The sequence below is a fragment of the Calidifontibacillus erzurumensis genome, from assembly GCF_013303125.1.
Classification (GTDB): Bacteria; Bacillota; Bacilli; order Bacillales; family Bacillaceae_J; genus Calidifontibacillus; species Calidifontibacillus erzurumensis.
In genome coordinates, this window is record NZ_JABTTE010000003.1 from 84589 (window position 1) to 100207 (window position 15619).

The following is a 15619-nucleotide window of genomic DNA, read 5'->3' on the forward strand; positions in this document are numbered from 1 at the left end:
AACATAATGAAATAATTATATCTAGTGTTAACATAGTTCTTTTAAAATACTTCAGCAAAAAAGGCTGTCCAGAAAAATGATATTTAGGCCTCTGACTTTTAGATGCTGCATTCTTAAAATTTTTTGCAAGTCATTTTCAGAGGCTTTTCCTTTTCTGACAACCCACTTTTTGTCACATCATTATTTTTTGTTTCTCAAAACACAATGTTCTATTTTTTATCCTAATCCATGTTTAATGAGCTTTTTAGACTTCTTCAAAATAATCTTTATAATAGCCGCCCACTTTGCCTGTGTTATCAATGATAAAGAGAAATTCGTCGGTTTCATTTTTAACTTCATATGTTTTCCCTACAGTTAAAACACGATTAACCATATATTTTTCAGCATTTGTATGTACACACTTTACTTTTTTAATTGTTTCTTTATTTTGCCATGATTGGTTGATCATTTTATTGAACCCCTTTTCTTTTTATTTCATGTACTTAATTATAATCATGACAGCTTTTTTTTCCAACATTAATAACATTTAGTTTGCAAGATCTTTCCCAATTTTTTCAACTTTTTTATTTTTTGTTCCCAACAATAAACAACCGCCAAAAATAAATAGTCCACTAGTAATAATAAAAACAGAAGATATGCCATATATCCCGGCTAAAAATCCTCCTATAACAGGACCAATAACATTGCCGAGAAAACGAAAACTCGTATTGTATCCTAATACTTCACCTTGAATCGAATAAGGGACAATATGGCGGATATAGGCAGTTATACAAGGAATAACGCCACCAATAATCATTCCAAAAAATACTCTTAATAAGATTAACTGCCAAATTGAAGTGACAAAAGCTTGTGGAAAAAATGCTAAAGCACCTAAAAATGACAATAAAAGCAAAACTTTTTCATAGCCGATTCTGTCTCCTAGCTTTCCCCATTCTCTAGCCATTAGTAAATTACCAAACCCAACGGCTGAAAAAGTAGCACCTGATAAAAATGCTAAATTTTGTTCACCGTGCAACTCACTTACGTAAATCGCGAGTAATGGTTGAATACTTAAATTAGCAATCTGCACGATCATGCCTACGAGCATTACAACTAGAAGCGGCTGATATGTAAAAATTAAACGAAAGACTTGTTTACCGGAATAAGATAATAATGTTTCTTTATCATGTATTGGACGTATTTCTTGAACGAAAAAAAGAATAATGAGAGAAGTGCAAAAAATAATTGTTGAAGTTAATAGAAACGTATATTTAAAACCGAAAGAATCTGCAAGTATTCCTCCGAGCAAAGGACCTAATAAACCTCCAGATACAGCACCGGTTTGGAGAGTACCCATTACTTTTCCGGCTATTTCTTTTGGAGTTTGGGTGGCAATAAAAGCTTGAGCCATTGAGATAAAACCAGCAAAAAAACCGATGATTAATCTTAACAGAAATAATTCATAAACAGATCGGGCAAAACTCATTAAAAATATACAGATTGAAGCCCCAACTGATAAAAATAATAAAACTTTTTTTCTTCCATAGCGGTCACCAAAGCGGCCCCACATCGGTGAAACAATAAAAGCAATAACAAAAGTTATCCCGAATACGAATCCAGACCATCGAAGTACGAAAGCGGTTGAATAGTTCCCCATTGAATTGATTAATAGTGATAAAAAAGGCAAGATCATCGTAAAACTACCGCTAATCAGGAAACTACCCACCCACATGATCCCTAAATTTCGTTTAAGTACTTGAATAATCAGCACCTCTTCTATCATACTAAAAACAAAAGGTCCAGTTCCCGTCTTAAAATTTTGGGGACTAGACACATTGTTTCAAACATATTTTAAGCATTTTTTCTTTACTAAGATTCTTGGCGACATTCTTCAAACCAGTGGTCCAAAACTTTTGCATCTAATATCTTCTTTTCAATAAATGAGATTTGAGTATGAGTAAAGAATGATTTCCAATCTATGCCAAGTTCACTTGCTAATTTCGTAACAGTTAATAATTCTTGCCATGCAACATAACGCTTATACCAAAAAAATGTAGGTTGTTCACTCATATATGGATATAAATCATCGAACTCTGTATGCTTACATTCTACCGTTCTTTCAAACTGGATTTTTGCTGCTTTAACTTTTTCTTCAAAGAAGGCATTCAATTTCTTTTGGTCCATCCTTCTACCCTCCATTTCTATTTCGTTTTTTATTTATATGCATTATAACATGAAAACATGTTTCTGTTTCATTTATATTCTAACAGTTTTTCAAAGATTTGGACAGAAAGCTGCTCATGATCCATTATATCTTCCTAGGCCATTTTTATTCTTTTAAACTAAAAAAATTCATATTTTTTTGAGATTACTCTAAATGATTTAATCTTTTAATAGCCTTTCTTAATTTTTTGTAAATTGAATGGTTTAATATTATACTTTTATTTTTTAAGAATTGGTATGAAAAGAGATTGTGGTATAATAATCATCAGCTTTTTGTCAAAAATCTATAACAAATTCAAAAATATGAGGGAACGACATGGAACAAACATTCAATAATAAACAAAAACTAATATTGCTATTAAAAATTTTTATCCCTATATTAATTACCCAGCTAGGCCTTTATTCGATGAATTTTTTTGATACAACAATGTCTGGAAAAGCAGGAGCAAATGACCTAGCGGGAGTTGCAATTGGGGCAAGCCTATGGGTTCCAATTTTTACAGGAATAAACGGTATATTAATGGCGGTAACCCCAACGGTTGCTCAATTATCAGGATCTGGAAAAATAAAGGATATCCCATTATCCGTCATCCAAGCTATTTATTTATCACTCCTAATTTCAATAATAATCTTAGTTATTGGTATGATTGCTATCGATCCAATTTTAAATCAAATGAAATTGACCAAGGAAGTTCGCACAATTTCTAAGCATTATTTAATAGGACTTGGATTTGGAATTATTCCTTTATTTATCTATACTGTACTTCGTTGTTTTATCGATGCTTTAGGGCATACGAGAGTGACGATGATGATCACCCTTCTTTCTCTGCCCATTAATATATTTTTTAATTATGTTCTAATTTTTGGAAAATGGGGGTTTCCTAGACTGGGAGGGATAGGTACAGGTTATGCAACAACAATTACCTATTGGGTCATATTAATCGTTACTCTCCTTATCGTAATCAAAGCAAAACCCTTCAATTCTTATCAGCTATTTCGAAATTATTATTCTATACAAATAAAATATTGGAAGGATCTATTAAAAATTGGAGTTCCGATTGGATTTGCTGTCTTTTTTGAAACAAGTATTTTTTCAGCTGTAACACTATTGATGAGCGAATATAATACTATTACCATCGCTTCCCATCAAGCTGCGATGAATTTTGCTTCATTTCTATATATGATTCCATTAAGTATCTCAATGGCTTTAACAATTGTAATTGGCTTTGAAGTGGGTGCACAAAGATATTTAGATGCAAAAGCCTACAGCTTTCTTGGCATTTCGTTTGCCATTTTGCTTGCTTTTTGTACATCAATTTTTTTGTATAATTTTAAAATAGAAGTAGCTTCCTTTTATACAAATGACCCACGTGTTTTAGAATTAACTGCACAATTTCTTCTTTATGCAATATTATTTCAAATGTCAGATGCAATTGGTGCACCTATTCAAGGTGCACTCCGAGGTTATAAAGATGTTAATGCAACTTTTATAATGGCTTTTATTTCTTATTGGCTTATCGGTTTGCCTACAGGTATCTTATTAGCTAAATTTACTGTATTAGAGGCTTTCGGTTATTGGGTTGGTTTGATCATAGGTTTAGCTGTTGGGGCGGTTACTTTGTTTTGGAGATTACGTTATATTCAGACAAAAAAATTTAAGCAGGATGCAGAAATATCAATTGCCTAAAAATATTGTGAAAAAGGCTGCCAAAAAAATTTGGCAGCCTAATTTTTACCACATGTATACCACTTACTTATTTTCTTGATGTAATTCCTTTATCTTTTTTTCGTTTGGAAGCCATGCTGTCAAAACTCCTATTAGTGGTAGAAAACTTGCATATAATAACGTCGTTGAAATACCAATTTGATCACCTAACCATCCGAGAGCAATAGAACCAATAGCACCAAGTCCAAATGAAAGACCAATAATCATGCCTGAGACCATACCTACTTTACCAGGCAAAAGTTGGTGGGCATAAACGACCGAAACAGAGAAACTACAAAGGAGAATAAAACCAATAGCTGTTAGTAAGACCATTGAAAAAACCTTTCCTGCATAAGGAAGCATAATACATAAAGGAGCAGCGAGTGCCATTGAATAAAAAAGAACATTTTTCATCCCGATTTTATCTGCAATCGGTCCTCCAAGAAATGTACCAACTGCTCCAGCAGCTAAAAATAAAAAGATATAAAATTGGGCTTCGTCAATTCCTAATCCAAACTTATCTATTAAATGGAAAGCAAAATAATTTGTAATTGCAGCGTGATAAAACTGTCTAACAAACACTAAAAATACCAATAGTAAAAAGGCAATTTTTATAGCTTTTCCGACTGGCACAGCTTTTTTAGAATCGTGTTTTTTCAAAGTTTGCTCGACTAAAAGCTGCTTTCCATACCATTTTGAAATATAGATTAAAATCAAAACAGCTAAAAAAGCTACAAAAGTAAACCAAATCGCACCTTTTTGTCCTAGAGGAACTAATACTAATGCTGTGATTAGTGGTGCTAATGATTGACCAGCATTTCCGCCAACTTGAAATACAGATTGGCCGAATCCTTTACGATTCCCAGAAGCCATATGAGCAACTTTGGAGGCCTCAGGATGAAAAGTTGCTGATCCAATTCCAAGTAACATTACCGATAATAAAATGACTCCGTAAGATGGTGCTAATGCTAGTCCAAGCATGCCAACTAGCGAAAACGATAATCCTATCGGCAATAATTTCGGCATCGGATGTTTATCTGAAAATACACCAACGACCGGCTGCATAAGTGATGCTGTCATATTAACAGCAAAAGCAATCATTCCAAGTTGAGTAAAATTAAATCCTAAAGATTTAGCAAGAATTGGAAACATTGCTGGAACAACAGCTTGAATTGTATCATTCAACAAATGGACGAGTCCTATAATGAATAAAATATGATAAACGGTTCTTGACTTCTCTATAGGGCTCTGCTGTACAGAAGCATTTTGCAATTGGGCATTCATGTCGGTCTCCTTTCTTTCAAAATCTTCAGCGATTAATTACAAATTATTTATATTGTACATTTAAAGATATTAATTAGAGAAAAATGAATCGAAAATTATTTATCTAATTTTATCATGATTTTTTTGTTTATCCACTTGTATTTGCTCAGAAAAATTCCTAATAAATTTCAAAATATATATTGAAATTTTCGTGAATTTTTGTTATTGTACAAGAAACTTCATAAAATATTACTTCAACTTTTTATTGAAGTGAGCATAGAGGTGCGAAAACCATGAGTACACAATGGGAGGATAATGAGGTCTAATGATCATTGTCGAAAGGGGAATTCGCCGAAGTGCTGGGAATCTCATTGTCTCAGACACTGGTTTTGTATCGAATAGGTGCAAAACTGTCATATAGCTAAGCTATATGGAGAGCTATCTCACGCATTGGAACAAATGAACATACATTTTCCATGCAACAACGGTAGCTTTCGTTGTTGCTTTTATTTTGCTTATGAAAAATTTTTTGAAATGAGGGTGTAATCATGAATTTCGGAAGAATTTTAACAGCGATGGTGACACCATTTAACGAACGAGGAGAAGTTGATTTTACAAAAGTAGAAGAATTGGTTCATTATTTAATTGAAAATGGAACAGAAGGACTAGTCGTTGCTGGTACAACTGGTGAGTCACCAACATTAACAACAGATGAAAAAGTTGCATTATTTAAGCAAGTAGTCAAAATTGTCAATGGTCGTATTCCCGTTATTGCGGGTACAGGCTCCAATAATACTTATGCGTCCATTGAATTGACAAAAAAAGCTGAACAAGTAGGTGTGGACGGTGTAATGCTCGTTGTACCTTACTATAACAAACCATCACAAGAAGGGCTTTACCAACATTTTAAAGCAATTGCTCAATCCACATCTTTGCCTGTTATGCTTTATAACATTCCAGGGCGCAGTTCAGTAAATATGGCACCGGAAACAGTAATTAGATTATCAAAAATCGAAAATATTGTCTCTGTTAAAGAAGCTAGTGGAAACTTAGATGCAATGGCCAAAATTATTGAAGAAACAGATGACCGTTTCAGCTTATACAGTGGTGATGACAGTTTGACGTTGCCTGTTCTTGCAATTGGCGGTGTTGGAGTTGTTTCTGTGGCATCCCATGTAATTGGTAATGAAATGCAAACGATGGTCCAAGCATTTTTAAATGGGGATTTAAAAGAAGCTGGTGCAATTCATCGAAAATTATTACCAATCATGAAAGCTCTCTTTGCTGCACCAAGCCCTGCACCAGTAAAAGCAGCATTGCAACTTAAAGGAATCAACGTTGGATCTTTACGCCTGCCACTTGTTCCATTAACGAATGAGGAGAAAAGTGAATTAGAAAAAGCAATGGAACCAATATTGCAAAAACAAAAATATCTTTCTACAAATTTCACTTAATTACGCCTATTGCCAGACAATATTAAGAAAGCCTATAATAAAAATATAGGCATCATCCTAATTGTATTATTGGGAAATTGTTTATAATTAATCTCCTCTATGGACAGGTGATTCTTTTTATGATGGATGAAAGCGGCAGGGCAAAACATTTGAATTTAATTGATTTTACAGATGCACGCACAAAACGGGGTTTGTTATTTTTACAAAAACACAAAAATGTACCCAAGTATAGAAACAAAAATGAAAGTTTTCCAAACGAGCTTATGTTTACACAAGCCTATAAACAAGGGTTGCCGATTGAACTAAAAATTTACAAGTTTCCATTTGATCAAACTGCTATCGTGCAAGGACGTATTTTTCACATTGATAAAAGGAATCAAAAAATCTTAATTATCAATGGTAAAAACGGTAATACAAAAATTTGCACACCGGTTTCATTTTCTCAAATTATTACTGCAAAAATTATACATTCTAAACTTCAATAAAGCAATAAAGAAAAGCCTCGGCTTTTCTTTTTTTATTCTTCATGACATGTTAGGTACGTTTTAAACACTTTCGTTTTTTTGAATTCATCCCACTCATGGAATAAATCCAGACCATCCCCGGAATACCCTAATATTTCAAAATTATATTTATCCGTATATACATGTTTAAAGCCGTGTTTTTTCCAAAACGGCTGAGATTCATTCCAAGCATCCAAATATACAAAAAAATGATGTTGATCAGCATATTCTAATATTTTTTTCAATATTTTACTTCCCAATCCCGATCGCCTTTTTGATTTTGGAAGACGAAGTAAGCCTATAAAAAGGACTTTTTCATCTTCATCGAAAAAAACATCTAACACTACATTGTCACAACCAAAACCTGCATCACACATCAATTCATCTATCCGAAATAAAAATCTCCCTTCACATTCCATGTATCTCGCTTCAAGTCCATGTTCGGCGAAAAGAGATAAAATGGAATCTAATGTACTTTTAAACCCTTTTAACATAATTAATTTACACCTCCTCCCATATCATACCATGTATTTGATTGTCTTATCTGCCAGTAAAGTACGCTAGAACTGAAGATTTTGTGAAAAATAAAAAGACTGCCAAAGAGCAGTCTTCTTAGCGCTTTCTAGCAGTAGGAGAGTATTCTTTACTGTGAGCGATTTCTTTAGCTTCAAGAACATCAGCGGATGTATGGTTATTTTTCTTTTCCCGTGTGCTGTTACGATCTTTTTTACCCATCGTAATCCTCCTTTTGTTTTCAATGACCTATTTGATTAGGAACGATTATAGTTTGGATTACTGGGTAATTTTTAATTCTTCAATGATTTATATTTTATTATCTTTACTTTCAATTATCAAATTTTTATTTTATGAATATTTCTTAATTACTTGATATAACATATCTTTAATGTTATGTGCGTTATCATTTGTGATTGTTAAACGTAAGTTTGTTTCATCTAGATTAAGCATTTCAGATAATAGACCACCGATACTTCTCGCTTTCCGATCTACTTGTATTAACAGCTCGAGATAATTGCGATTCGTTTCTAGGAAAATGATTTCAAGTTCGTCTAAACGGCCTCTAAATTCACCTTTTGTTGGTACGAATTCAAATTCTTGTACAAATGGCAAACGTCTTCTTGCATGAAATGGTGCTGCTTCACATTCGACTTCACGTAAACGGAAACCGAGATCGGTTACTGCATTAAATACTTTGCTCATTAATGGTGATGGATGAACTTCAATATAATCCCTGTCTGAAGGATCGATGGCATTTTTAATATCGAGACCGGTTTCTACCCAAACTCTCGTTTTTCCGTAAGAAATAGGGGTATCAATCGGTAATTCAAATGAAAAAGGCACCTCACGCTTTTCTTTAGCTTTGATCGTAAACCGTTCAGTTAAACGGAATTTCCCAACGACACACTCTTTATGCACTTTTTTATCGTCTATTTCTTGTTCATAACTTGTCATGACTTTTAAATAAATATCATCTACGTCCTGATCAATTTTTCCTCCTTGTATAACAATACGCCCATTTACTTCATCGCCGGCTACTAATCGGTCGTTAGCTAAAATTGTATCAACTTTAGCCGCTCCAATTCCAATACTTGCAAACATTTTATCTAAAAATGACATGGTGGTTTCCTCCCTTCATTTCCCTATCCATATCATACCAGTTCCCCCTCAAAGATGAAAAGTTGAAACTTTATATAAATCTTCATAAATAATTTTGTCAACTGAACAGTTTTAACAAGTTAGCTCGCTTGAAAATCACCGATATTTACATTACGCGAATTTTTCAATAATAATATTAAAAATTAATAAAGTAAACATGGAATTAAATTGAATTTCAAAATTCTAGTAAGATTCACCATACAAATCGCTTCAAAATTGATAAAAATTCCAAGAAAAAAGGACCAAAAACGTCGTTATTACGACTTTTCCTAGTCCATTGCTCTATAAAAAATTATTCCACATATACAGCTGTTCCGTAAGCAATGATTTCGGAGGCATTTTGCATGATGGCTGAAGATTGCAAACGGACAGCAATAATGGCGTTCGCCCCCCTATTCTTTGCTTCTTCAACCATTCGACTGATGGCAACTTGTCTTGCTTGATCCATCATTTCCGAATATTGTTTAATCTCACCGCCAACAATTGTCTTTAAGCCAGCCAGAATATCTTTGCCAATATGTTTGGAATGGACAGTATGCCCTTTCACAAGCCCTTTTAATTCTTTAATTTCCTTTCCCGGTACAAAATCGGTCGTAACGATAATCATCTTTCATCTTCCTTTTGCTTTTTTAAATATTAGCTTTTCCTAATTGTTTTAAAATAAGTGTAACTTAACAATGGCATTTTTGTATAGATGGCTTCATTATTAACAAGAAATTTGCCCCTGTTTTGTTTTTTGGCTTGTATAGTCATTAAATAAGAAAGTTGATCAAGTGAAAATTTTGGTTTAAGAACCATTTTTATTTTTTGATCATCCATGGAATGTAGTCGAATATCAGCAAAAATTTGATTTATTAAACCTTGAGAGACATAAGTACGGCCTTTATAAATAAAAGATTTTCCAGTTGACGGAATTAGTCGGTCTCCGATTGCCAATGAATGATTGGCAAAAGAAACTGTAATATTTTTTATTAATTTTTTTTCATATTCATCTCTTTTCTTATATGCACGAAGCAACAGTTTTCTCGTATCAATATATCTACCTTGAGCATCCCCTTTTAAAACTACAACAAAATAACGGTGGCCTTTATGTTCAGCAATTGTTACCAAATTCCGCCTGGCTGGATTTGTGTAACCAGTTTTTCCTCCAATAATTCCATCGACAAATAAATTTGTATCTTTCAAAAAGCTATTTGTCGTCTCCCAAGTCCTAACAATTTTCTTCCCGTTTTTATTACGATATTCCGCTTTAAATTTGGAAGTATTGATCATTTTCAAGAAGTGCTCATTTTTGCTGGCAGCTTTCAAAATTAATGCTAAATCATAAGGAGTCGTATAGTGATCAGGATGGTGATAGCCGTGAGAATTTACAAAATTGGAGTTCTTGGCGCCAATTTCGTTCGCTTTTTCATTCATTAGCTGGGCAAAAGCGGATTCAGAACCAGCAATATGTTCGGCAATGGCTAAAGCACAATCATTTCCGGAATAAAGGAGCATACCGTAAAGAAGTTGCTCCAAGGTTAAGACATCACCTGGTTGTATAAATACTCTGCGGCTGTCACTTGGCAGCTGATTAACACTTTTTGAAACGGTAATTTTATCTGATAAATTACCACGTTCTAGAGTGATTAAGGCAGTTAATACTTTCGTTGTACTAGCAGGGTAAAAAGTTGAAAAGCCATTTTTTTCGAACATAATCTTATTTTCATTATCCTCCATAATTAGAACACCTGAAGAGGAAACATTTTCTACGAAAGTTAAACTTGAAGGAGATTTTGGTTCTTCTTGAGTAAGTGTCGGTATTTCAAAAATCTTTTGATGGGAATGTCCAATGATAAGGTGTTCTTGTCTTTCATCATATGTGACCGATTTTTGAACAAAGTTTGCAACCGCTTTTAACGGTAAAAAGTTTTGCCCTTCAAATATGATGATCGGCTCTTGAACAGGGAATTCTTTTCCATCACTATTTATCAATAAACGTTTAAAAACAGCATCTCCCGTTTCCTTTTCTGCAAATACGGCAAGTGGTCCTAACAATAATATTACTAAAAAAAATAAAAAATGGCACAGTACAGACAGCAATTTTACCATTTCGCTCACACACCTTAACAATTTACTATTGCTAGAATTGTATGAGCATGTCCATCTACATATGAATAAAACTTTAAAATATTCCATGAATTTGATATATTTAATTAGGAATTGAATATTGGTGGCGTTTTTTAATATAAAAATAAGATATGTTTATTATTTAATAAACAATAAACATTGGAGTGTACTTTATGAAAATAAAACATTTGGAGAATGTTCTTTTTATTTCATGGGCCGTTTCGTTAATAGCAACAGCGGGAAGTTTATATTTTTCAGAGGTTTTAAAATTTATACCATGTGAATTATGTTGGTTTCAAAGAATTTTTATGTATCCACTTGTATTTATCCAAGGAATTGCTGTCGTAAAAAAAGATTTTTATATTTATCGATACGTTCTCCCTTTGTCTATCATAGGAGGTTTAATATCTACTTATCATTATTTGCTTCAAAAAGTTCCATTACTATCTGCGAACATGGATACTTGCGGTATCGTTCCTTGTTCAAGTGCCTATATTAATTGGCTGGGATTTATTACAATTCCTTTCCTTGCATTAATTGCATTTATTATCATAACTGTAGTAAACATATACATATTTAAAAAAATGAAAAAAGGTGAATTTTAATGAAAAAAATCATTATTTTTGGAGTCATAATTTTTGCGATTTTTGTATCACTTGGGATTTTAACCAATATGAAAAATAAGGAGTTAGCTGAAGGTAACCCATATAATAAAGAAACGCTTCATCCAGCCACCATTGACCAATTGGATGATCCTCTTTATCAAAATTTAATCATGCCGGATGAATTAAGTGATCAATTAAAAAACAATGGCACAGCTTTTATTTACTTTTATAGCCCAACTTGTGAACATTGTAGGAAAGCGACGCCAATTGTTGTCCCTATGGCGAAAGAACTTGGGATAAATCTTCAACTTTTCAATTTACTCGAGTTCGAATTTGGTTGGGATGACTATAAAATAAATGGTACACCAACGATCATTTATTTTGAAAATGGAAAAGAATCTGCAAGAATTGAAGGCAGTGTTGAAGCGGAACAATTTAAGCAATGGTTTCTTGAAAATAAATAATCCCAAAAAACAATGAAAAATGAAGAAAGCCTATAAAAAATTGCGATTTTGCAAGATTTATAGGCTTTTTCTTTTCAAAATTTACTTTTCTGAATATTTGCAAATTACAGAACATTATAGTATTATAAAGCTTATATACGGAAAGGAGTGGATTTAATGATCAATGGAATTGAGAAAATCTATGAAAACAGTGAAAATGTAAAAGTGCATTATGTTGGATTTATTACCAATAATGCAAGATATGATTTTGCAATAACGTATTCAACTATGTTTTTTGGCAAATCATTATTGACCTGTTTACAAACCGGCCGCACGATGCTCGTTGACGGTGAAGATATTCAAGATCCAGAACATTTTTGCCGCCTCTTTAATCATTGTGATGACCAAGAGTTTCAGACCCTCTCAAATTTCTTTTCAACGAAAATCCCATCAAGTTTCCATTCTGAACAATATTAATAATTGAATGCCCATTCTTTTGAATGGGTTTTCTTATTTTCAGGAATTGTATGGAAGAATTCATTCATTGTACAAGTATAAGCTTGATCACTTTAATCCTATTCTTTTGATTTTTTTAAAATGACCTTTTCCACAAATTTCATACATGGTTGACCTGATATGCGGAATACATAGTCAGCTGGAATTTGCTGTGTTTTAAATCCAAAAGCCTTACAGCCCCTTGGAAAACGTTGATCCCATGTCGTATAAAAATATTGGCATCTCAAACAATTAATTCGTTCCTTATTCATGAATCTCAACCTTTCTGAAAGAAATTCTACTTTATTTTCTATAAAAAATCTACGTATCTTATCTATACATAATTTAAATTAAATAGACATATTTATGGACAAGGAACGAGTATATAAAGAAAGTGGAATCATTATGACAAAAAAATTAGAAACATATTGTCTTATTTTTATTGGAGCTGTTTTTCAAGGGATCGGCATGTCGTTATTTTTATTTCCACATGATATCCCATCAGGTGGAGCAGCGGGTATTGCAATTTTGTTACATTATTTTTTTTCTATTCCTTTAGGGACTGGTCTTTGGGTTGTAAACTTTATTTTTTTATCAGTTGCCTTAAAGTATTTCGGTTTTTCTTGGACAATTCGGACGATGTTTGCTGTTACAATAACTTCCATTACTGTTAGTTTATTGACATCGTCTTTTACGATCCCACAATCCCATGTGATTATCGATTTGTTTTTCGGAAGCATTTTTTTTGGATTTGGTGTTGGTCTTTTAATTCGAAACGGCGCTTCTAGTGGTGGGATGGTCATTCCTGCATTGATGATTTCCAGTGCCTATCAATTTCGTCCAGGAAGAGTGATGTTTTTTATTAATTTATCAATCTTTTTATTTACATCATTTATAATCTATTGGAAAATTATTATTTTTGCAGTTTTATGTCAATGGGTGTCTACAAAAATTATTGATTTTATTTACGATTTTGAGTTTCCTGTTATTTCAAGACAATTAACAAGTTGGCGCAAAAAATAAATTGAATTAATTAAGATGTAGTCCGCATTCTGTTTTTTTGTGGTTGGCCCATCGTCCTGCACGTGATTCGCAGTTACCTTCAACAGGTTTTGTACAAACTTCACACCCGATGCTAGGATACCCTTGATCATGAAGAACATGATATGGCAATTGATAGAGCTTTATATACAACCATATTTCTTCCCATTTCCAGTTAATAAGAGGACAAATTTTGATGAGTTTAAATTTATGATCAAGGTTTATATATTCGAGATTGGCCCTAGTTTCTGATTGACTTCTCCTAAGTCCGGAAATCCAAGCTTTATAGTTTTGAAGCATTTTTTTCATTGGTTCAACTTTTCTTATATGACAACATTGGTTGGGATTTGTTTCCCATAAATTTTGTCCGAATTCATTTGCTTGTTCCTCAACAGTTAAATTAGGCTTTAGAAATGTTATTTGAAAATCCGGGTATTTTTCTCGAACTTTTTCAATAATGTCATATGTTTCTTTAAAATGCAGGCCAGTATCTATAAAGGCTATGTGGGCATTCTTTTTTATTTTGCTAATTAAATGGAGCAGCACTGCACTTTCAGCTCCAAAACTACAAGCATAAACGATTTCATCGCCATAATGATTGTATGCCCATTTTAAACACTCGGTTGCCTCTTTAAATTGAGGCACTTTCAAATTTTTATTTACAGACCACCTTTCATAAGTAAGCAAATCAAATCCCCTCTTTATATTTTGGTCCAGTTAATTTGATACATCAAAAGAAGCTTCTTCCCTACCTAGTTGAGCAATTTCGATTTTTGGGAGGTGGATGAGCTCATTATTTTCAACAATGACTTGATTCATTTTTTCTATTGTTCCAACTTGAACGAGTGACATACATGCACGCATCCAAGAGCCATGTCCAAATGCCAAAACACGGGAATAATGACAGTATTTATTTAAAAAATTTACAATTCTCTGTTCAAAATGTATTAGGTGTTCCCCAAACCGAAGCAAACGCGGATTGACAAACCATTGTTTATTTTTTTCCAGTTCTTTTTTTAAAGTTCCTTCATATAGACCAAAGTGTAATTCATTTAAAAGTGGTTCAATGACCGGATGATCAAAACCATATTCAAGTGCAGTTTGTTTAGTTCTGATTAATTCGCTGACTAATACTATTTCTGGATTAAAACGTTCGATAACTTTCCTATTTTCTTTAATTTTTTTTTTATCTTTTGCCAATACTGGTAAAATTGGTATATCTTTTAAACCTTGCAAGATCCCCATTTTATTCCATTCTGTCGGCAAATGTCTGACCATTAGCAATTCCATATTTAAACTCCTTTTAAACATTTGTTATATTTTCGATGGTTCGGGAATCATAAAAAATGTATCGCTACGAAGTCCAACTCTTTCAGTTTCCAATAATAATACATCTTGAATTTTAACATTCCCTAAGTTGACATTCGGTCCAAAAGTATTGATGAAAAACATTTGCTGTTTACTTGTCGGGGCTTCAAAAATAATTCTATTTATATCGATTTTCTTAGCCAATTCCATTAAGATCAATTTCTTAACTTCACCATTTTGATTATATATGCCGGCGGTTCCAGAATCACGTCCTTCTGTGATTACATATTTGCAGCCAGCATCCAATAATGCATTCATTTCTAATACCCATTTATTGGGAGACATCTCATAATTTTGCTTTTTAGAACCAACTTCCCCTAATACGTAAAATTCTTGCTTGATCTCCCTTATAATTTTGATTCTTTCTTCCAAGGGGATATCAAGCGTACCATTGGAAACTTCTATCCATTCTATACCAAGTTTTTGGAGAAATATTTTATATTCTTTTAGTTTTCCTTGGTAGTAGCTTTTTTCAAATAATGTACCGCCACAATAAACTTTAATGCCATAGTCTTTATATAATTTTACTTTATCTGCTATATTCGGAGTAATATAAGCAGACCCAACTCCTAGTTTAGCTATATCTATATAATGACAATAATCTTCAAGGAAATCACGTAATTGGCCAATTGGAATTCCAAAATCAGCAATTGAAGTTAAGCCAAAGACGCGGTCTCCCCTCGTTCGTTTTGGTATATCTAGAAAGTTCATGCAGGACCTTTGCCTCCTTTTTTCTTTCTTGAATATGTTATTCAAC

The 15619-nt window shown here is 33.0% G+C and carries 20 protein-coding genes and 1 riboswitch; of the genes, 7 read left to right on the plus strand and 13 right to left on the minus strand.

All coding sequences use genetic code 11. The features are described 5' to 3' along the window. Positions 1-244 precede the first annotated feature (244 nt). The 3 genes from HR057_RS03680 to HR057_RS03690 all read right to left on the minus strand — a co-directional run bounded on the left by HR057_RS03680 (position 245) and on the right by HR057_RS03690 (position 2163). Positions 245-448: a DUF6501 family protein gene (locus HR057_RS03680; protein WP_173730073.1), complete on the minus strand. Its 204-nt coding sequence runs from the start codon at positions 446-448 to the stop codon at positions 245-247. Between the two features lie 78 nt (positions 449-526). Beyond that, entirely contained in the window at positions 527-1711 is a 1185-nt protein-coding gene (locus HR057_RS03685) for an MFS transporter (protein ID WP_173730230.1), read from the minus strand. 137 nt (positions 1712-1848) lie between these two features. After that, a complete protein-coding gene (locus tag HR057_RS03690) occupies positions 1849-2163 on the minus strand; it encodes a hypothetical protein (RefSeq protein ID WP_173730074.1) in 315 nt (104 codons plus the stop codon). A 355-nt stretch (positions 2164-2518) separates the two neighbouring features. On the opposite strand from HR057_RS03690, the gene HR057_RS03695 reads away from it, so the two are divergent. Continuing rightward, a complete protein-coding gene (locus HR057_RS03695) occupies positions 2519-3889 on the plus strand; it encodes an MATE family efflux transporter (RefSeq protein WP_173730075.1) in 1371 nt (456 codons plus the stop codon). Positions 3890-3952: 63 nt separating this feature from the next. Here HR057_RS03695 and HR057_RS03700 read toward each other — a convergent pair whose 3' ends face one another. Continuing rightward, positions 3953-5191, minus strand: a complete 1239-nt coding sequence (locus HR057_RS03700) for an MFS transporter (protein WP_173730076.1) — start codon at positions 5189-5191, stop codon at positions 3953-3955. 248 nt (positions 5192-5439) lie between these two features. Next, positions 5440-5619, plus strand: a riboswitch (Lysine riboswitch). A gap of 96 nt (positions 5620-5715) precedes the next feature. Here HR057_RS03700 and dapA point away from each other — a divergent pair. Together dapA and HR057_RS03710 are read left to right on the plus strand one after the other, a co-directional pair. Further along, the gene (gene dapA / locus HR057_RS03705; protein WP_173730231.1) at positions 5716-6624 is read left to right on the plus strand and encodes a 4-hydroxy-tetrahydrodipicolinate synthase; all 909 of its coding nucleotides are present in this window, start codon (positions 5716-5718) and stop codon (positions 6622-6624) included. A 119-nt stretch (positions 6625-6743) separates the two neighbouring features. Then, positions 6744-7109: a hypothetical protein gene (locus HR057_RS03710; RefSeq protein WP_173730077.1), complete on the plus strand. Its 366-nt coding sequence runs from the start codon at positions 6744-6746 to the stop codon at positions 7107-7109. A gap of 32 nt (positions 7110-7141) precedes the next feature. Here the strand turns inward: HR057_RS03710 and HR057_RS03715 are convergent, their stop codons facing one another. The 5 genes from HR057_RS03715 to HR057_RS03730 form a co-directional block, all read right to left on the minus strand. Beyond that, entirely contained in the window at positions 7142-7621 is a 480-nt protein-coding gene (locus HR057_RS03715) for a GNAT family N-acetyltransferase (RefSeq protein ID WP_173730078.1), read from the minus strand. Between the two features lie 118 nt (positions 7622-7739). Further along, entirely contained in the window at positions 7740-7862 is a 123-nt protein-coding gene (locus HR057_RS16955; protein WP_230474345.1) for a hypothetical protein, read from the minus strand. 129 nt (positions 7863-7991) lie between these two features. Beyond that, on the minus strand, positions 7992-8762 hold the full coding sequence (locus HR057_RS03720; protein ID WP_173730079.1) for a sporulation protein: 771 nt from the start codon (positions 8760-8762) through the stop codon (positions 7992-7994). A 331-nt stretch (positions 8763-9093) separates the two neighbouring features. Beyond that, positions 9094-9408, minus strand: a complete 315-nt coding sequence (locus HR057_RS03725) for a YbjQ family protein (protein WP_173730080.1) — start codon at positions 9406-9408, stop codon at positions 9094-9096. A 29-nt stretch (positions 9409-9437) separates the two neighbouring features. Continuing rightward, complete coding sequence (locus tag HR057_RS03730; RefSeq protein WP_173730081.1) at positions 9438-10892, minus strand: D-alanyl-D-alanine carboxypeptidase family protein; 1455 nt, start codon at positions 10890-10892, stop codon at positions 9438-9440. 191 nt (positions 10893-11083) lie between these two features. Here HR057_RS03730 and HR057_RS03735 point away from each other — a divergent pair, with 191 nt between their 5' ends. The 3 genes from HR057_RS03735 (at position 11084) to HR057_RS03745 (ending at position 12435) form a co-directional block, all read left to right on the plus strand. Further along, positions 11084-11515 carry a disulfide oxidoreductase gene (locus HR057_RS03735; protein WP_173730082.1) on the plus strand — a complete coding sequence of 144 codons (432 nt, stop codon included), beginning with the start codon at positions 11084-11086 and terminating at the stop codon, positions 11513-11515. Then, positions 11515-11979 carry a thioredoxin family protein gene (locus tag HR057_RS03740; RefSeq protein WP_173730083.1) on the plus strand — a complete coding sequence of 155 codons (465 nt, stop codon included), beginning with the start codon at positions 11515-11517 and terminating at the stop codon, positions 11977-11979. Before HR057_RS03735 ends, HR057_RS03740 begins: the two co-directional genes overlap by 1 nt. A 156-nt stretch (positions 11980-12135) precedes the next feature. Next, positions 12136-12435: a DUF3055 domain-containing protein gene (locus HR057_RS03745; RefSeq protein ID WP_173730084.1), complete on the plus strand. Its 300-nt coding sequence runs from the start codon at positions 12136-12138 to the stop codon at positions 12433-12435. A gap of 98 nt (positions 12436-12533) precedes the next feature. Here the strand turns inward: HR057_RS03745 and HR057_RS03750 are convergent, their stop codons facing one another. Continuing rightward, the gene (locus HR057_RS03750) at positions 12534-12725 is read right to left on the minus strand and encodes a uracil-DNA glycosylase (protein WP_173730085.1); all 192 of its coding nucleotides are present in this window, start codon (positions 12723-12725) and stop codon (positions 12534-12536) included. 133 nt (positions 12726-12858) lie between these two features. Here HR057_RS03750 and HR057_RS03755 point away from each other — a divergent pair, with 133 nt between their 5' ends. Further along, entirely contained in the window at positions 12859-13476 is a 618-nt protein-coding gene (locus HR057_RS03755; protein WP_173730086.1) for a YitT family protein, read from the plus strand. Positions 13477-13482: 6 nt separating this feature from the next. On the opposite strand, the gene HR057_RS03760 is transcribed toward HR057_RS03755, so the two are convergent. Genes HR057_RS03760 through HR057_RS03770 form a run of 3 tightly spaced genes read right to left on the minus strand, consistent with a single transcriptional unit; the run spans position 13483 to position 15573 of the window. Next, on the minus strand, positions 13483-14181 hold the full coding sequence (locus HR057_RS03760) for a phosphoadenylyl-sulfate reductase (RefSeq protein ID WP_173730087.1): 699 nt from the start codon (positions 14179-14181) through the stop codon (positions 13483-13485). Positions 14182-14211: 30 nt separating this feature from the next. After that, positions 14212-14784: a histidine phosphatase family protein gene (locus HR057_RS03765; RefSeq protein ID WP_173730088.1), complete on the minus strand. Its 573-nt coding sequence runs from the start codon at positions 14782-14784 to the stop codon at positions 14212-14214. 24 nt (positions 14785-14808) lie between these two features. Further along, positions 14809-15573, minus strand: coding sequence for a phosphosulfolactate synthase (locus tag HR057_RS03770; protein WP_173730089.1), 765 nt, complete (start codon positions 15571-15573; stop codon positions 14809-14811). Positions 15574-15619: the final 46 nt, after the last annotated feature.